Below are 16,172 nucleotides of genomic sequence, written 5' to 3'. Positions count from 1 at the left end.
CTCCTTATTATTTATTACCAAACGTATGCGATAATTTCTCCACCAACATTACGTTTTCTTGCTTCTTTATCAGTGATTACACCTTCAGAAGTTGATACTAATGCAATACCTAAACCATTAAGTACTTTAGGTACTTCGTTAGCTTTAGCATATACACGTAAACCTGGTTTTGAAATACGTTTTAATCCTGTGATAACACGTTCATTGTTTTGACCATATTTTAAGAATAAACGAATAACACCTTGTTTATCGTCTTCTACGTATTCAACGTTTTTAATGAAACCTTCATTTTTTAAGATTTCGGCAATTTCTTTTTTGATATTAGATGCAGGTAATTCTAATTTATCGTGACGAACCATGTTAGCGTTTCTTACACGAGTTAGCATATCTGCGATTGGATCTGTCATTGTCATTGATTGTTGCCTCCTTTCAGACTCTTTTTATTACCAGCTAGCTTTACGTACGCCAGGAATTTGGCCTTTATAAGCTAATTCACGGAAACAAATACGGCATAATTTAAATTTACGATATACAGAATGTGGACGACCACAGCGTTCACAACGAGTGTATTCACGAACTGCGAATTTTTGTTTTTTTTGTTGCTTAGCAACCATTGAAGTTTTAGCCACTTAATTAGCCTCCTTTTAGAGATTATTTACGAAATGGCATACCGAAGTTTGATAACAATTCACGAGCTTCCTCGTCAGTGTTAGCAGTAGTTACGATAACAATATCCATTCCTCTTACTTTGCTTACTTTATCATAATCGATTTCAGGGAAAATTAATTGTTCTTTAACACCTAATGTGTAGTTACCGCGACCATCGAATGCTTTTTTAGAAACACCTTGGAAGTCACGTACACGTGGTAATGATACTGAAATTAGTTTGTCTAAGAATTCATACATTCTTTCTCCGCGAAGTGTAACTTTCGCACCGATAGGCATACCTTCACGTAAACGGAATGTTGCAACTGATTTTTTAGCTTTAGTTACTAATGGTTTTTGACCAGTGATTTGTTCTAATTCTTCTACAGCGTTATCTAACACTTTAGAGTTTTGAACAGCGTCACCAACACCCATGTTCACTACGATTTTGTCAATTTTAGGTACTTCCATTACTGAACTATAGTTGAATTTTTTTACTAAGTTCTCAGTAACTTCAGAATTAAATTTTTCTTTTAAACGGTTCAAAGTGGATCCTCCTTTCAACTAGTAATTAATTATTAGATTTGATTTCTTCGCCAGATTTTTTTGCAATACGAACTTTTTTACCATCAACAAATTTGTAACCTACACGAGTTGGTTCGTTTGTTTTAGGGTCTAATAATTGTACGTTAGAAACATGGATAGCTGCCTCTGTTTCTAAAATTCCACCTTCAGGGTTTAATTGAGTTGGTTTTTGGTGTTTTTTAATAACATTAACACCTTCCACAACGACACGGTCACGTTTAGGTTCAGTAGCAACTACTTTACCTTCTTTACCTTTGTCTTTACCTGCGATAACTTTTACGTTGTCACCTTTTTTGATATGCATGTGGGCACCTCCTTATATATTTTGGTTAATTGATTTTATAGTACTTCTGGTGCTAATGATACGATCTTCATGAAGTTACCTTCACGTAATTCACGAGCAACCGGACCAAAGATACGAGTACCACGTGGGCCTTTGTCATCACGAATGATAACACATGCATTTTCATCAAATTTGATATATGAACCATCGTTACGGCGTACACCTGATTTAGTACGTACTACAACAGCTTTGACAACTTCGCCTTTTTTGACAACGCCACCTGGTGTTGCATTTTTAACAGTACATACGATAACATCGCCGATGTTCGCTGTTTTGCGACCAGATCCACCTAATACTTTGATTGTAAGAACTTCACGAGCACCAGAGTTGTCTGCTACTTTTAAACGTGTCTCTTGTTGGATCATTAGTTAAACCTCCCTTATCTCTAATCTTGTATTAAATAATTACTGACTCTTCAACAATTTCTACTAAACGAAAACGTTTTGTTGCTGATAAAGGACGAGTTTCTTGAATTTTAACAATGTCTCCTAATTTAGCTGAATTGTTTTCATCATGAGTTTTGTATTTTTTTGAGTATTTTACTCGTTTACCGTATAATTTGTGTGTTTTGTAAGTTTCAACAAGTACAGTAATAGTCTTGTCCATTTTGTCAGAAACAACTCTACCTACATAAACTTTACGATCATTTCTTTCGCTCACTTTTGTAACCTCCTCTTTCAATTAATTATTGATTAGCCTTACTTTGTTCAATTTCTCTTTCACGAGCAACAGTTTTTAGACGAGCAATCGTTTTTCTTACTGTGCGAATACGTGCCGTTTCTTCTAATTGACCTGTAGCTAACTGAAAGCGTAGGTTAAAAAGCTCTTCTTTTGAAGATTTGATTTGTTCTTCGATTTCTGAAGTGGTTAAGTCTCTAATTTCCTTAGCTTTCATTTGTTTCACCACCCAATTCTTCACGTTTTACAAACTTAGTTTTTACTGGAAGTTTGTGACTTGCTAAACGTAGTGCTTCGCGGGCAACTTCTTCTTGTACCCCAGCGACTTCAAATAAGATTCTACCAGGTTTAACGACTGCAATCCAGCCTTCAACCGCACCTTTACCAGCACCCATACGTACTTCTAAAGGTTTTTTAGTATATGGTGTATGAGGGAAGATTTTGATCCAAACTTTCCCACCACGTTTCATATAACGAGTCATTGCAATACGAGCTGATTCGATTTGACGAGATGTGATCCAAGACGTTGTAGTAGCTTGTAAACCATACTCACCAAATGTTACATAGTTACCGCCTTTAGAACGACCAGTTGTTTTAGGACGATGTTGACGACGATATTTAACACGTTTTGGTAGTAACATGATTATTTTCCTCCTTCACTAGTGTTCTTAGTAGTAGGAAGAACTTCTCCACGATAGATCCATACTTTAACGCCTAATTTACCATAAGTAGTATCTGCTTCAGCGTGTGCGTAATCGATGTCAGCACGTAATGTATGAAGTGGAACAGTTCCTTCAGAATATTGTTCAGCACGAGCGATATCTGCTCCGCCTAAACGACCTGATACTTGAGTTTTGATACCTTTAGCACCAAGTTTCATAGCTCTTGTAATAGCTTGTTTTTGTACACGACGGAATGAAGCACGGTTTTCTAATTGACGTGCGATATTTTCAGCAACTAATCTTGCATCAATATCAATTTTTTTGATTTCAATTACGTTGATGTGTACTTTTTTATCTGTTAAAGCATTTAATTTGTTACGAAGTTTGTCAATTTCTGAACCGCCTTTACCAATTACCATACCTGGTTTACCAGTGTGAATTGCGATATTAATACGGTTAGCTGCACGTTCGATATCTACGTGAGAAACTGATGCTTCTTTTAATTCATTATCAATAAATTTACGGATTCTTAAATCTTCGTGTAATAATGAAGCGAAATCTTTTTCAGCATACCATTTTGCTTCCCAATCACGGATGATACCAACACGAAGTCCGATTGGATTAATTTTTTGACCCACAGTATTCCCTCCTTAGAAAGTTATTAAGCTTCTTTAGCTTCTTCTTTACCGTCACTTACGACGATTGTAATGTGGCTTGTACGTTTGTTTATCGCACTTGCACGTCCTTGCGCACGTGGGCGGAAACGTTTTAAAGTTGGTCCTTCATTAGCATAAGCTTCTTTTACTACTAATTCATCTGTGTTCATGTCGTAGTTATGTTCAGCATTTGCTAAAGCGGACATTAATACTTTTTCGATCACTGGTGATGAAGCTTTGTTTGCTAATTTTAAAATTGCAATAGCTTCTCCAGCATTTTTACCTCTAATTAAGTCAAGAACTAGTCTTACTTTACGAGGTGCGATTCTTATTGTTCTAGCAACCGCTTTTGCTTCCATTAGGATTTCCTCCTCTACTTTTTAAAAATTATCTTCTTGTTTTTTTATCGTCAACAGCATGACCTTTAAATGTACGAGTTGGTGCGAATTCACCTAATTTGTGACCTACCATATCTTCTGTTACATATACAGGTACATGTTTACGTCCATCGTATACTGCGAAAGTATGACCAATGAAATTTGGGAAAACTGTAGAACGACGAGACCATGTTTTAATTACTTGTTTTTTTTCACTTCCGTCTTGTGCTTCCACTTTTTTCATTAAGTGGTCATCAACGAAAGGTCCTTTTTTAATACTACGAGCCATTTGGGCGCCTCCCTTCTTATTCTGTGCGTGCAGCAATTAAGCCGCACACCCAAATAAGTTAATTTTATTATTTTTTCTTACGTCCACGAACGATAAGTTTGTCTGAAGATTTTTTACCACGACGAGTTTTCTTACCAAGCGTAGGTTTACCCCAAGGTGACATTGGAGATGGTCTACCGATTGGAGCACGTCCTTCACCACCACCGTGTGGGTGATCGTTAGGGTTCATTACAGAACCACGAACTGTTGGACGGATACCTTTCCATCTTGAACGACCAGCTTTACCAACATTTACTAGTTCGTGTTGGATATTACCAACTTGTCCAATTGTAGCACGGCAAGTTGAAAGAATCATACGAACTTCACCAGAGCGTAATCTGATTAATACGTATTTACCTTCTTTACCTAACACTTGTGAACTAGCACCAGCTGAACGAGCGATTTGTCCACCTTTACCAGGTTTTAACTCAATATTATGAATTACAGTACCTACAGGAATGTTTTGTAATGGTAAAGCATTACCAATTTTGATATCTGCTTCAGCACCACTTTCAACTACTTGTCCTACTTGTAATCCTTTAGGTGCGATAATATAACGTTTTTCTCCGTCAGCATATACTAATAAAGCAATGTTAGCTGAACGGTTTGGATCGTATTGGATTGAATCAACTTTAGCGTTGATACCATCTTTGTTACGTTTGAAATCGATAACTCGGTATTGACGTTTATGTCCTCCACCGTGATGGCGAACAGTCAATTTACCTTGGTTGTTACGTCCCGCTCTTTTCGGTAGCGGTTGTAATAATGACTTTTCTGGTGTAGTTTTCGTAATTTCAGCGAAATCTAATGAAGTCATATTACGACGACCATTAGTTATTGGCTTATATTTTTTAAGAGCCATTGTCGTTTACCTCCTTATTGGTAATGTTTTAGTTGAATAAGTCGATTGAACCTTCTTTTAGTTTAACAATCGCTTTTCTTCTTTTATTTGTGTAGCCTTGGTAACGGCCCATACGTTTTTTCTTAGGTTTATAGTTGATGATGTTTACATTATCAACTTTTACGTCGAAGATTTCTTCAACAGCAATTTTAACTTGTGTTTTGTTAGCACGAGTATCAACATCAAAAGTATATTTATCTTCCGCCATTGCTTCTGAAGATTTTTCAGTGATTACGGGGCGCTTAAGAATATCTCTAGCTTCCATTATCCGAGCACCTCCTCAACTTTTTTAGCAGCAGCTTCAGTAATTACTAAACTGTCAGCACTTGTGATATCTAATACATTTAAACCTTGAGCAGTTGTTACTTGAACACCAGGGATGTTACGTGCTGATAATTCAACGTTAACATCTTCGTTTTCAACAACAACTAATACTTTTTTAGGTTGTTCTAATGTAGTTAAAACATTTTTGAATTCTTTTGTTTTTGGTGCATCAAATCCGAATGCATCAACAACTATAAATCCATTTTCTTTAACTTTAAATGACAATGCAGAACGTAATGCTAAACGACGCATTTTCTTAGGCATTTTATATCCGTAACTTCTTGGAGTTGGTCCGAATACAATACCACCACCGCGCCATTGAGGTGCACGAATTGTACCTTGACGAGCACGACCTGTTCCTTTTTGTCTCCATGGTTTACGTCCACCGCCGCGTACTGCTGAACGGTTTTTAACTGAATGTGTACCTTGACGTAATGAAGCACGTTGTAAATTGATAGCTTCGAAAAGGACACTATTGTTTGGTTCGATTGCAAAGACTGCATCGCTTAATTCAACTGAACCACTTTTTGATCCGTCTACTTTTAAAACATCATAATTAGCCATTATGCATTTTCCTCCTTTCGCTTATTGATTATTTATTACCTTTTTTAATTGATTTAATTGAAGTTGAAATTTCTACTAAACCTTTTTTAGGTCCAGGTACATTACCTTTTACTAAGATTACACTGTTTTCAGTGTCAACTTGTACTACTTCTAGGTTTTGTACAGTAACTGTGTTTCCACCCATACGGCCTGGCATTTTTTGACCTTTAAATACTCTTGAAGCATCTGAAGCCATACCTACAGAACCTGGTGCTCTGTGGAAATGAGAACCGTGAGCCATTGGTCCACGAGATTGTCCGTGGCGTTTAATAGCACCTTGGAAACCTTTACCTTTTGAAACACCTGTAACATCAATGATGTCACCAGTTTCGAATGTATCAACTGAGACTTCTTGACCTACTTCGTATTCATCAACATTAACGTTTCTGAATTCACGAATGAAGCGCTTAGGTGCTGTGTCAGCTTTTTTAGCATGACCTTCAGCTGGTTTATTAGCATATTTGTTAGTTTTTGAACCTTTTTTATATGCTTTTTTATCTTCAAATCCTACTTGGATTGCGTTGTAACCGTCAACTTCTTCAGTTTTCTTTTGTAATACAACGTTTTGTCCTGCTTCTACTACTGTTACTGGGATTAATTCACCGTTTTCTCCAAACACTTGTGTCATCCCGATTTTTCTTCCTAAGATTCCTTTGGTCATCGAAAGTCCACCTCCTAATTTTTTCTATTATAATTTAATTTCGATGTCTACACCAGATGGTAAGTTTAAGCCCATTAGAGCATCAACTGTTTTTGGTGTTGGGTTAACAATATCGATTAAACGTTTATGTGTACGTTGTTCGAATTGTTCACGTGAATCTTTGTACTTATGCACGGCACGGATGATTGTATAAACTGATTTTTCAGTTGGTAACGGAATTGGTCCAGAAACATCTGCACCAGAACGTTTAGCAGTTTCAACAATTTTTTCTGCTGATTGATCAATCACACGGTGATCATAAGCTTTTAATCTGATTCTGATTTTTTGTTTTGCCATAATTTTCCCTCCTTATTCGTCTACATTTAAGTGATAGACTTCTCCACGAAAACTATCTCACACAGCGCCATGGCAAAGCGGCCGGGTGTGTCAGTAACCTTTCGCTTCATCGCGTTATTTAAAGTCCAACATTAGATATGTTACATGAAAAACACTGATAAATCAATTGTTTTCATTAACTTTTTTCTGTTTTGTCTAACACATACTTTGTTATTGTACTTTAAATGTATCTCTTGTTCAACCTTTTTAGGGAAATTTTTATATTTAAATATGTAATTACAAGACTAAATTTAATCATATTAATATTAACCTTAATCATTTTCTATTATAATAGTAGAGAACGGGGGTGAATCATTTGAAAAACGGTATTAAGCTTGCCCTATCCATTATTGGCGTCTTCCTAGTTATATGTGAGTTCTTTTATGGGATTCCTTTTTTAGGTGGCAGTGTAATTTTAAGTTTTGGTTGGCAACCTCTATTATTTAACGCTTTTCTCTATTTGGTTTTAACGATTATTCTATTAGTTGATAAACAAAACACAATTAAACCAATGGTCATTATACCTATTTTAGGTATTATTGGTTCGTTTGTCGCATTCATTCCATTTATTGGTATGATTATACATTGGGCTTTATTCGTATTAATGATTTTCTTTGTATTTATAGTCTTAGCTGCTCCAACTTATGTTCCTAATAAAAATGCTCGCGTTATTTATACTCAATATAAAGATGGTCATAAGTCTAAATAAACTTGAATTCATTTCGCAACTAAAAAAAAACGTTCGTACTTAAAATAGTACGAACGTCTTTTTTTAATTTAGCCATGTACGAATACAAAGTATAAGATAAATAATACCATTAATACATACATAATTGGATGTACTTCTTTATGTCTTTTACTAATAATCATTGTTATTGGATAAAAGATAAATCCACAAGCTATACCTGTTGCAATTGAATAAGATAAAGGCATCATGATGATTGTTATAAAAGCAGGTACGGCGACTTCGAATTTTTTCCAATTGATTTCCGCAAAGTTTGCAGCCATTAGTACACCTACCACTACCAATGCCGGTGTAGTTACAGCACTTGTTACAACTGCAATTAGTGGACTAAAGAATAAAGCTAGTAAGAAACAGCAACCTGTAACAATACTTGCGAATCCTGTTCTTGCACCAACTGCAACACCTGACGTAGATTCTATATAAGAAGTAGTCGTTGTTGTACCGAATATAGAACCAACAATTGTAGCTAATGAATCTGAAAATAACGCTCTACCTGCTCTAGGAAGTTTATTATCTTTCATAATTCCTGCTTGAGTTGCAACAGCTACTAATGTTCCTGCAGTATCAAAGAAATCAATAAATAGGAATGTTAGAATAACAATTAAAAATTGAATAGTAAATAATTGACCTGGATCCTTAAATGATTCAAATGCAGCTCCGAAAGTTGGTTTAATACTTGGAACGTGACCTACAATGCCAGTTGGCGTATGTATTTGTCCAGTTATCATTCCTACTATTGCAGTAATTATCATACCTATAAATATAGAACCCGGTACTTTTTTAGTGTATAAAATAACGGTAATAACAATACCAAATATTGCTAATAATACTGGTGCTTTCGTTAAATGCCCTAGGGTAACTAATGTTGAATCATTTTTCACAATAATTCCTGAACTTTGTAAACCTACAAAGGTTATAAACAACCCTATTCCAGCAGAAACAGCCATCTTCATTTGATAAGGTATTGCGTTAATAATTATTTCCCTTAATCCGGTTACTGTTAATATTGCAAAGAATATACCTGAGAATAGAACGCCAGTTAATCCGACTTTCCATGGTATCCCCATTGTAAGAACTACTGTAAATGCGAAAAATGCATTTAATCCCATGCCAGGTGCTAATGCTATAGGGTATTTTGCTATGAGTCCCATAAATAGCGAACCTACAAACGCAGCTAAAGCAGTCGCAACAAAAATGGCTCCCTGATCCATTTTCATATCTTCAGATACACCTTTGACTCCTGCTAGGCTTAATACTTGAGGGTTTACAGCTAGTATGTACGCCATTGATAAAAACGTAGTGATACCACCTAAAATTTCTTTTTTAAAGTTAGTACCATGTTCATCGAACTTGAAGTATTTTTTCACGGCTAATGCTCCTTTTTTTGAAATACTTAATAAGTTTAATACCAAATCTCTAAAATGACAATACTAAATACGAACTTTAGTTATATTCTTTTTCCTTTTGTTCGAATTTATTTATAGTTTTAGATTTTTCAAAGCATCTTTGAACGGATTATTGTCTAATTCTTCTTGTTGATTCATGTATTTCTTCATTTCTTTTTTAGAAACTTTACCGCTTGATTTTTCTTTCATACGTTTATCCATTTGAGCTTGTGTTTCTGAATGACCACATGTACATCTATATGTCGCATCCTTACCTTTACCAAATAAAGTCATTTTCTTTTTACAGTTAGGACAACGTGCATTTGTTTTTCTTTGGACATTTTTCTTTGTTTTACAAGATGGATCTTGGCATACCAACATTTGTCCATTTTTAGTTTTAACTTTAATCATAAGTTTGCCACAAGTAGGACATTCTGTTGTAGTTAAATTATCATGTTTATATTTTTGTTCGCTATTCTTAATTGTGTTCACTACTTCTGTTGTTAATTCTTTCATTTCTTTTATAAACTGCTGTTTATTATATTTACCTTTTTCAATAAGCAATAATTTTTCTTCCCATTCAGCAGTTAATAATGGTGATGTTAATTTTTGAGGTGCTAATTCTAAAATTTGTTTACCTTTTGAAGTTACTTTAATTTTACCATCTCTTGATTCTATTGCATTCATATTAAATAGTTTTTCAATGATATCCGCACGTGTCGCAACAGTTCCAATACCGCCTGTTTCCTTCAGAGTATGTGCATGTTTTTTATCCTTAAGTTGAATATAGTTTTGAGGATTTTCCATCGCTTTTAATAATGTTCCTTCATTAAAATAGTCAGGTGGTGTTGTTTGATGATCTTTAATTTTAGAATTTGAGACAGTGACGACTTGATTGTTTTTAAAAGGATGCTGAGTAACAACTGATTGCTCATTTTCTTTTAAAGCCTTATACCCTAATTGTTTTGTAACTTTTTCTTGTAATTCAAATTGATAACCATTAACAGTTAAGTGTACTTTAATACTTTCATATTCATAAGGAGGCATTAAACTTTCTAGAAATCTTTCTACAATAAGCATATAAATTTTACTTTCTCTATTACTTAATTGTGAAAAATCAGGTCTTATCTCAGTAGGTATAATAGCATGATGATCTGAAACCTTTTGATCATTAAATATATGCATTTTAGCGGAATATGACTTTCCTATTAAATTACGAACACTTTCTTTATAGTCTGTAGCTAATAAGGCTTGTAATCTTTCTTTTATTGTAGAAACCATATCTGCAGTTAAATAATTGGAATCTGTACGTGGATACGTTACTAATTTATGTCTTTCATATAAACTTTGTAACGTATTTAGTGTCTCTTTGGTCCCCATTTTAAATCGATTATAAGCGTCTTGTTGTAGATCAGTTAAATTATAAAGTGGCTTAGGAAATGTTTTCTTAATTTTAGATTCAACTTTTTCTATATTACCTTGCTGTTTATTTATTTGATTCATAATATTTTTTAATTTTTGTTGGTCAGTAATTCTTTGTTGTTTTGAAACATAATTAAATTCAAAACCATCCACTATAGCTGTAAGAGTGTAATAGGTTTGTGGTTTAAATTGATTAATTTCATTTTGACGAGATTGTACTAGTTGAATTGTTGGCGTCTGTACGCGTCCAAGTGATAACTGTGCATCATATTTTGTTGTTAATGCTCTTGTTGCATTAATACCAACCACCCAATCCGCTTCACTTCTTGCTAAAGCTGCTTCATATAAATGTTGATATTGTCTTCCATCTTTCAAGTGGTTAAATCCATCTTTGATTGCTTTTTTAGTTACTGAACTAATCCATAATCGTTTGATTGGCTTTTTATTTCCCACTTTATCTAAAATCAATCTTGCTACAAGCTCTCCTTCTCTTCCTGCATCAGTAGCAATTATAATTTTATTCACATTCTGGTTAAGTATTAGTGATTTTACAGTCTTAAACTGTTTACTAGTTTTACCTATAACTATTGTTTTCATATGTTTTGGAATTATTGGTAAGTCTTCAAGTTTCCATTCTTGATATTTCTTATCATATTGTTCTGGCGTAGCATTAGTCACTAAATGTCCTAATGCCCAAGTAACAATATATTGATTATTTTCATAATAGCCATTTCTTTTTTGATTGATATTGAGTGCATTTGCAATATCTCGAGCTACTGATGGTTTTTCCGCTAAAATTAATGATTGCATGAGTTATAGTTCCCTTTCTATATTTAATACATTTTAAGTTTATGTTTGATTAATTTGCTTTAAGAATAGTTACCTTAATTGTAACATGTACGTATATATATTAACTTTCATTTCAATGCAATTACTCATATAATTAAATTAATAAATACGGTACGGAGGTAAGAACATGGATATTATTCAGTTGAAGGACCCTAAAAAAATAAAAGCTTTTATTGAAACTGCTGATTACCAAGTAACTTCCTATTTATATAAAATACCTCAACAATTTGCAGAATTTGATCATTTATTAGAAGAAGCAATTAAAACTCCTGGCGCTTTTGCCATTTCTGATAATAATCAAATAAAAGCATTAATCATTGCGATTTCTTATGAAACGCATAAGTTTAAAATAATTGGCCCTTTTATAGAGCCAAATTTTGACGTCACTCCACAGTTATTTCAAAACCTATTCAATGCAATGACAGAAAATCAACCTGATAATGCTATATATAACTTTTCATTTGAAGAAGGCGTTCAAACTTATAAACCTTTTATTAAGCAAATAAAAGCAAGTTATAATTTTACTGATTATTATTTAGAGGCACATCAAGATATTGGGGAATTAGAAAATGAACAAAATATTATAGAATATCAAAAAGGTTTCCATAGAGCATTGGCAAAAATGCATCATAAGACATTTAAACATGATGCAATGAAAGCAGATGATATTGTTAATACATTAGATGAAAATAATAAGCTATTTCTTTTTGTAAGCGAAGGACTTTTAAAAGGTTATTTATATCTACATGTTAATCCTCAAAAATCTAAAGCAGAAATTAAATATTTCAGTTCTCACATAGATTATCGAATGAAAGGAATTGCTTTTGATTTATTGGAGTATGCTTTGCATTACGCTTTTTCTCATTATGAACTGCATAAAGTTTATTTTAAAATTCGAAACAAAAATAGTAAGCTCGTAGAACGTTTTAATGAACTTGGATTTACTACTAATTATGAATATAAAAAGTATAAATTAGAACCACAATACATTCATGAAAATGCTACTAATCCAGAAACTTAATTATTGATTAAACTTGGGAGTAGGACTGAAATAATAATTTTCCAAAATTTATTTCGGTCCTACTCCCCTTTTTACTTTTCTAAAATAAGCCGATGTTTTTTACTATTCAACTTAATTGTTTTAGAATTAACTTCAAGTGTTATTAAAGGGGAAGCACTTAATTCGTTTATTTAGGAGAGTGAGAAACATATGCAGTTTCTTGATATTTTAATAGCATTATTACCTGCAGTATTTTGGGGTAGTGTTGTAATAATCAATGTATTCGTAGGTGGAGGCCCCTATAATCAAATTAGAGGTACTACTTTAGGTGCACTCATTGTTGGTATTATTTTATTACTAACAGGTAATGCAGCATTTGATGATTTAACTGTTATTATTGTTGGATTATTCTCAGGTGCATTATGGGCATTTGGTCAAGGTAACCAATTAAAATCTGTTAATTTAATTGGTGTTTCAAAAACAATGCCAATTTCTACTGGTATGCAATTAGTTGGTACTACTTTATTTAGTGTTATATTCCTAGGCGAATGGAGCACAATGATACAAGTCGTATTCGGACTGATTTCTATGGTCTTATTAGTTTCAGGTATCGCATTAACATCATTAAAAGCTAAAAATGAAGGTAAATCAAATGATCCTGAATTTAAAAAAGCAATGGGTATCCTTCTAATTTCAACAGTAGGTTATGTTGGCTATGTCGTGTTAGGAGACATTTTCAATGTAAGTGGTACAAAAGCACTATTCTTCCAATCTGTTGGTATGGCTATTGGCGGTTTCATTCTTTCAATGAATCACAAAACGTCTATCAAGTCTACTGCCCTCAATTTAATTCCTGGTATTGTATGGGCAATTGGTAACTTATTTATGTTCTATTCTCAACCTAAAGTAGGTGTTGCAACTAGTTTTTCATTATCTCAATTATTAGTTATCGTATCTACACTTGGTGGCATTTTTATTTTAGGAGAGAAAAAAGACCGTCGTCAGATGATGGGTATTTGGTCAGGTATCATACTCATCATTATTGCAGCAATTATTTTAGGTAACCTAAAATAAAACATTTTTAGGAGGCATTTCCATGTTTAAAGAATTAGAAAATAAAGTTGTTATCATTACAGGAGCTGGTAGTGGTATTGGTAAGTCTTTTGCAGAAAATTTTGGTAAAGCCAAAGCAAAAGTCGTACTTAACTATCGTTCAGATAAACACGATGAATCATTACAAGAATCTGTAAATATCATCAAACAAGCTGGTGGAGATGCGTTACTCGTTCAAGGAGATATGGCTAAAGAAGAAGATGTCATTAATTTAATCAATCAATCTGTAGACCATTTCGGTACTTTAGATATCATGATTAACAATGCTGGTTTTGAAAAAGCAACACCATCGCATGAAATGACGATTGAAGAATGGCAAAAAGTGATAGATATCAACTTAACAGGTGCGTTTATAGGTTCACGTGAAGCAGTAAAACACTTCAGAAAAGAAGATAAAAAAGGTGTTATTATTAATACTTCAAGTGTTCATGATACTATTCCATGGCCAAATTATGTTCACTATGCTTCAAGTAAAGGTGGATTAAAATTAATGATGGAAACCATGTCAATGGAATATGCACAATATGGAATTCGTATTAATAATATATCCCCTGGAGCTGTTGTTACTGAACATACTAAAGAAAAATTCTCTGATCCAAAAACTCGTGAGGAAACATTAGAAATGATTCCAGCTAGAGAAATTGGAGATGCTCAAGATATCGCTAATGCTGCATTATTCTTAGCATCAGACTTAGCTAGTTATATCCACGGAACTACTATTTATGTAGATGGTGGTATGACAAACTATCCAGCTTTCATGGGAGGTAAAGGCTAAGTCAAACAATAAACCATGCAATTTTCATGTGTAACATACATTAAATTAATGTAGTGTGTACTCATGAATTGCATGGCTTTATATATATAAATAACTATTTCTATTTATTATGAAACAAAGAACGCTTGATAAACATATATAATAACAATACTTATAACAATAGATAAATTAGTTACCATCCCTATTAAGGGTAGTGTTTTATATTTGAATTGTATTGAATAAGGAATAATTGCCACACCAACTGGTAATAACCATGTGATAAGCAATGTCGTTTTAATCATCTGATCTGAAACTGGTAAGAAGAAATATACAATTAATCCAGCAATAAGACCAATTCCATAATGAAGAGAAAGATATTTGATTGCTGCAGGTAAATAAGCTTTTTCAATAGTAAAGTTCAACATTACGCCTAATAAAATCATAGATAGTGGCATATTAGCTTTTCCTAAAATTGAAAAGAAATCAATAGACACTTTAGGTAAATGAATATTCGCCATATTAAGTATAAACATAACAATATAAGTAACCAGTGGTACAGATTGAATTAATTTCTTAACTAAGAATTTAAAATTGAATTGGTCACTTCCCTCACTAAAGTAACTTCCAACAAAGTAAGTGAGACCAAACATAATAACTGCGCCACCAATATCAACCATGCCAAAATAAACCATTCCCTTACTTGGCCATATAGCATCTACTAATGGATAAGCAAATAATCCAATATTCATAGCTCCAATCATCATACCAACAGAACCACGCATTTGATTATCGTATTTACGGAAACTCCAAATAACAATTATTTTTGAGACCACACCGTAGATAATCATCATAATAGGCAAAATAGAAAATGATAGGTTTAAATCAGCTTTATTTAAATTCACGATAACTAAAGAAGGTAAAGTTACATTTAATACTATTGTTGAAAGCACTTGGCTATCTGTTGCTTTCAAATAATTAATACGCTTTAAAAAATAGCCTAAAGCAATTAAAAGAATGATCATTACAAATTGTTCTGTCATATTAGCCCTTCTTTCACGTATCTCAACACTTTCAATTGATAACTTTAACACATTTGCTATAAATTTTAGAACTAGTTTGTTTCATGCTATAATTTAATCATACTTTAATTTAAGGAGCGATTGTATAATGGATTTAGAAAGTAAATTAACAGAACTAAAATATGATTATACTAGACTACAAGGTGACTTAGAAAAGCGCGAGTCATTAAATCAAAATATCGATCCTTTAGTCAATCAGCTTGAAGAAATTGAGAAAGAAATGGCCAATGTAAGAAAGCAAATAAATGAACAATAATTAATTACATGTCACAATTTAACTACATTTCTTTAGACATCCTAGTCATAAGTATGTGAACGTGCTAATATATATTCGGAAAAGAAAGGATGTCAACTCATGAAATTATACTTAATTTTATTGCCTTTACTATACTTAATTGTAAGTTACATAAGTATATTCAAGATGAATTCAATTTTCACTAGAATTTTAAGAATCATAATGGGTATATTATTGTTATTTGTTGTAGCAATTACAACGATGCAGTTCCCTAGTGAGAACTGGTGGGTATTTATAGTGTTGCTACTTTTAGTTGGAAATGTAGAAGTTACTGCATTTAAAACACTTAAGAATGATGATAAAGGCGTTAATATTTTAAATATATTATCAATCGGTTTGTTCGTGATTTATATCATTCTAACTTTAATTTTATACTAAAGTAAAAAGTATCA

General features: G+C 33.1%; 25 protein-coding genes. 6 read left to right on the top strand and 19 right to left on the bottom strand.

Annotated elements, in window-relative coordinates:
* Positions 1-14: 14 nt before the first annotated feature.
* The 16 genes from rpsH to rpsJ all read right to left on the bottom strand — a co-directional run bounded on the left by rpsH (position 15) and on the right by rpsJ (position 7,099).
* Positions 15-413 carry a 30S ribosomal protein S8 gene (rpsH, locus tag Q4528_RS09340; RefSeq protein ID WP_002450517.1) on the bottom strand — a complete coding sequence of 133 codons (399 nt, stop codon included), beginning with the start codon at positions 411-413 and terminating at the stop codon, positions 15-17.
* Positions 414-443: 30 nt separating this feature from the next.
* Positions 444-629 carry a type Z 30S ribosomal protein S14 gene (locus Q4528_RS09335; protein ID WP_001829713.1) on the bottom strand — a complete coding sequence of 62 codons (186 nt, stop codon included), beginning with the start codon at positions 627-629 and terminating at the stop codon, positions 444-446.
* Positions 630-651: 22 nt separating this feature from the next.
* A complete protein-coding gene (rplE, locus tag Q4528_RS09330; RefSeq protein ID WP_026083545.1) occupies positions 652-1,191 on the bottom strand; it encodes a 50S ribosomal protein L5 in 540 nt (179 codons plus the stop codon).
* Positions 1,192-1,216: 25 nt separating this feature from the next.
* Positions 1,217-1,534: a 50S ribosomal protein L24 gene (gene rplX / locus Q4528_RS09325; RefSeq protein WP_002466469.1), complete on the bottom strand. Its 318-nt coding sequence runs from the start codon at positions 1,532-1,534 to the stop codon at positions 1,217-1,219.
* 35 nt (positions 1,535-1,569) lie between these two features.
* A complete protein-coding gene (gene rplN, locus Q4528_RS09320) occupies positions 1,570-1,938 on the bottom strand; it encodes a 50S ribosomal protein L14 (RefSeq protein ID WP_017638514.1) in 369 nt (122 codons plus the stop codon).
* A gap of 31 nt (positions 1,939-1,969) precedes the next feature.
* Positions 1,970-2,233 (bottom strand): 30S ribosomal protein S17, encoded by a 264-nt coding sequence (gene rpsQ / locus Q4528_RS09315; protein ID WP_002432741.1) that lies wholly within the window; start codon positions 2,231-2,233, stop codon positions 1,970-1,972.
* A 25-nt stretch (positions 2,234-2,258) separates the two neighbouring features.
* Positions 2,259-2,468: a 50S ribosomal protein L29 gene (gene rpmC, locus Q4528_RS09310; RefSeq protein ID WP_000644737.1), complete on the bottom strand. Its 210-nt coding sequence runs from the start codon at positions 2,466-2,468 to the stop codon at positions 2,259-2,261.
* Positions 2,458-2,892, bottom strand: coding sequence for a 50S ribosomal protein L16 (rplP, locus tag Q4528_RS09305; RefSeq protein WP_002450520.1), 435 nt, complete (start codon positions 2,890-2,892; stop codon positions 2,458-2,460). Before rplP ends, rpmC begins: the two co-directional genes overlap by 11 nt.
* 2 nt (positions 2,893-2,894) lie before the next feature.
* Positions 2,895-3,551 carry a 30S ribosomal protein S3 gene (rpsC, locus tag Q4528_RS09300; protein WP_017638515.1) on the bottom strand — a complete coding sequence of 219 codons (657 nt, stop codon included), beginning with the start codon at positions 3,549-3,551 and terminating at the stop codon, positions 2,895-2,897.
* A gap of 23 nt (positions 3,552-3,574) precedes the next feature.
* Complete coding sequence (rplV, locus tag Q4528_RS09295; protein WP_029055861.1) at positions 3,575-3,928, bottom strand: 50S ribosomal protein L22; 354 nt, start codon at positions 3,926-3,928, stop codon at positions 3,575-3,577.
* Between the two features lie 28 nt (positions 3,929-3,956).
* Complete coding sequence (rpsS, locus tag Q4528_RS09290; RefSeq protein WP_002450522.1) at positions 3,957-4,235, bottom strand: 30S ribosomal protein S19; 279 nt, start codon at positions 4,233-4,235, stop codon at positions 3,957-3,959.
* Positions 4,236-4,302: 67 nt separating this feature from the next.
* Positions 4,303-5,136: a 50S ribosomal protein L2 gene (rplB, locus tag Q4528_RS09285; protein WP_017638517.1), complete on the bottom strand. Its 834-nt coding sequence runs from the start codon at positions 5,134-5,136 to the stop codon at positions 4,303-4,305.
* A gap of 28 nt (positions 5,137-5,164) precedes the next feature.
* Positions 5,165-5,440, bottom strand: a complete 276-nt coding sequence (gene rplW, locus Q4528_RS09280) for a 50S ribosomal protein L23 (RefSeq protein WP_002450524.1) — start codon at positions 5,438-5,440, stop codon at positions 5,165-5,167.
* Entirely contained in the window at positions 5,440-6,063 is a 624-nt protein-coding gene (rplD, locus tag Q4528_RS09275; protein ID WP_046467159.1) for a 50S ribosomal protein L4, read from the bottom strand. Before rplD ends, rplW begins: the two co-directional genes overlap by 1 nt.
* Before the next feature lie 28 nt (positions 6,064-6,091).
* Positions 6,092-6,763 (bottom strand): 50S ribosomal protein L3, encoded by a 672-nt coding sequence (gene rplC / locus Q4528_RS09270; protein WP_017638519.1) that lies wholly within the window; start codon positions 6,761-6,763, stop codon positions 6,092-6,094.
* 27 nt (positions 6,764-6,790) lie between these two features.
* The gene (rpsJ, locus tag Q4528_RS09265) at positions 6,791-7,099 is read right to left on the bottom strand and encodes a 30S ribosomal protein S10 (protein ID WP_001118667.1); all 309 of its coding nucleotides are present in this window, start codon (positions 7,097-7,099) and stop codon (positions 6,791-6,793) included.
* 355 nt (positions 7,100-7,454) lie between these two features.
* Here rpsJ and Q4528_RS09260 point away from each other — a divergent pair, with 355 nt between their 5' ends.
* On the top strand, positions 7,455-7,847 hold the full coding sequence (locus Q4528_RS09260) for a hypothetical protein (RefSeq protein ID WP_017638520.1): 393 nt from the start codon (positions 7,455-7,457) through the stop codon (positions 7,845-7,847).
* Positions 7,848-7,915: 68 nt separating this feature from the next.
* Here the strand turns inward: Q4528_RS09260 and Q4528_RS09255 are convergent, their stop codons facing one another.
* Both Q4528_RS09255 and Q4528_RS09250 read right to left on the bottom strand, forming a co-directional pair.
* Complete coding sequence (locus Q4528_RS09255) at positions 7,916-9,250, bottom strand: NCS2 family permease (protein WP_017638521.1); 1,335 nt, start codon at positions 9,248-9,250, stop codon at positions 7,916-7,918.
* Positions 9,251-9,361: 111 nt separating this feature from the next.
* Positions 9,362-11,500 (bottom strand): DNA topoisomerase III, encoded by a 2,139-nt coding sequence (locus Q4528_RS09250; protein ID WP_046467158.1) that lies wholly within the window; start codon positions 11,498-11,500, stop codon positions 9,362-9,364.
* A gap of 166 nt (positions 11,501-11,666) precedes the next feature.
* Between Q4528_RS09250 and Q4528_RS09245 the strand changes: the two genes are divergently transcribed.
* The 3 genes from Q4528_RS09245 to Q4528_RS09235 all read left to right on the top strand — a co-directional run bounded on the left by Q4528_RS09245 (position 11,667) and on the right by Q4528_RS09235 (position 14,427).
* Complete coding sequence (locus tag Q4528_RS09245; RefSeq protein WP_070453648.1) at positions 11,667-12,560, top strand: GNAT family N-acetyltransferase; 894 nt, start codon at positions 11,667-11,669, stop codon at positions 12,558-12,560.
* A gap of 189 nt (positions 12,561-12,749) precedes the next feature.
* The gene (locus Q4528_RS09240) at positions 12,750-13,613 is read left to right on the top strand and encodes a GRP family sugar transporter (protein WP_303521325.1); all 864 of its coding nucleotides are present in this window, start codon (positions 12,750-12,752) and stop codon (positions 13,611-13,613) included.
* Between the two features lie 22 nt (positions 13,614-13,635).
* A complete protein-coding gene (locus tag Q4528_RS09235; protein WP_046467156.1) occupies positions 13,636-14,427 on the top strand; it encodes a glucose 1-dehydrogenase in 792 nt (263 codons plus the stop codon).
* Positions 14,428-14,534: 107 nt separating this feature from the next.
* On the opposite strand, the gene Q4528_RS09230 is transcribed toward Q4528_RS09235, so the two are convergent.
* Positions 14,535-15,446, bottom strand: a complete 912-nt coding sequence (locus Q4528_RS09230) for an AEC family transporter (protein WP_046467155.1) — start codon at positions 15,444-15,446, stop codon at positions 14,535-14,537.
* A 127-nt stretch (positions 15,447-15,573) separates the two neighbouring features.
* Here Q4528_RS09230 and Q4528_RS09225 point away from each other — a divergent pair, with 127 nt between their 5' ends.
* Positions 15,574-15,741: an SE1832 family protein gene (locus Q4528_RS09225; RefSeq protein WP_017638527.1), complete on the top strand. Its 168-nt coding sequence runs from the start codon at positions 15,574-15,576 to the stop codon at positions 15,739-15,741.
* 99 nt (positions 15,742-15,840) lie between these two features.
* Entirely contained in the window at positions 15,841-16,158 is a 318-nt protein-coding gene (gene mspA, locus Q4528_RS09220) for a membrane stabilizing protein MspA (RefSeq protein ID WP_017638528.1), read from the top strand.
* Positions 16,159-16,172: the final 14 nt, after the last annotated feature.

This window comes from Staphylococcus pasteuri (genome assembly GCF_030547725.1).
GTDB classification, from domain to species: Bacteria; Bacillota; Bacilli; order Staphylococcales; family Staphylococcaceae; genus Staphylococcus; species Staphylococcus pasteuri.
Note: the sequence above shows the minus strand (reverse complement) of the source record. Positions and strands in the feature narration are given on the sequence as shown.

Coding starts and splice junctions, on each gene's coding strand:
- rpsH (WP_002450517.1), bottom strand. CDS start 413: ATGACAATGACAGATCCAATCGCAGATATGCTAACTCGTGTAAGAAAC.
- rpmC (WP_000644737.1), bottom strand. CDS start 2,468: ATGAAAGCTAAGGAAATTAGAGACTTAACCACTTCAGAAATCGAAGAA.
- rplP (WP_002450520.1), bottom strand. CDS start 2,892: ATGTTACTACCAAAACGTGTTAAATATCGTCGTCAACATCGTCCTAAA.
- rplV (WP_029055861.1), bottom strand. CDS start 3,928: ATGGAAGCAAAAGCGGTTGCTAGAACAATAAGAATCGCACCTCGTAAA.
- Q4528_RS09240 (WP_303521325.1), top strand. CDS start 12,750: ATGCAGTTTCTTGATATTTTAATAGCATTATTACCTGCAGTATTTTGG.
- rpsS (WP_002450522.1), bottom strand. CDS start 4,235: ATGGCTCGTAGTATTAAAAAAGGACCTTTCGTTGATGACCACTTAATG.
- rplB (WP_017638517.1), bottom strand. CDS start 5,136: ATGGCTCTTAAAAAATATAAGCCAATAACTAATGGTCGTCGTAATATG.
- Q4528_RS09225 (WP_017638527.1), top strand. CDS start 15,574: ATGGATTTAGAAAGTAAATTAACAGAACTAAAATATGATTATACTAGA.
- Q4528_RS09245 (WP_070453648.1), top strand. CDS start 11,667: ATGGATATTATTCAGTTGAAGGACCCTAAAAAAATAAAAGCTTTTATT.
- rplN (WP_017638514.1), bottom strand. CDS start 1,938: ATGATCCAACAAGAGACACGTTTAAAAGTAGCAGACAACTCTGGTGCT.
- Q4528_RS09235 (WP_046467156.1), top strand. CDS start 13,636: ATGTTTAAAGAATTAGAAAATAAAGTTGTTATCATTACAGGAGCTGGT.
- Q4528_RS09250 (WP_046467158.1), bottom strand. CDS start 11,500: ATGCAATCATTAATTTTAGCGGAAAAACCATCAGTAGCTCGAGATATT.
- mspA (WP_017638528.1), top strand. CDS start 15,841: ATGAAATTATACTTAATTTTATTGCCTTTACTATACTTAATTGTAAGT.
- rplX (WP_002466469.1), bottom strand. CDS start 1,534: ATGCATATCAAAAAAGGTGACAACGTAAAAGTTATCGCAGGTAAAGAC.
- rplD (WP_046467159.1), bottom strand. CDS start 6,063: ATGGCTAATTATGATGTTTTAAAAGTAGACGGATCAAAAAGTGGTTCA.
- Q4528_RS09230 (WP_046467155.1), bottom strand. CDS start 15,446: ATGACAGAACAATTTGTAATGATCATTCTTTTAATTGCTTTAGGCTAT.
- rplC (WP_017638519.1), bottom strand. CDS start 6,763: ATGACCAAAGGAATCTTAGGAAGAAAAATCGGGATGACACAAGTGTTT.
- rpsJ (WP_001118667.1), bottom strand. CDS start 7,099: ATGGCAAAACAAAAAATCAGAATCAGATTAAAAGCTTATGATCACCGT.
- rplW (WP_002450524.1), bottom strand. CDS start 5,440: ATGGAAGCTAGAGATATTCTTAAGCGCCCCGTAATCACTGAAAAATCT.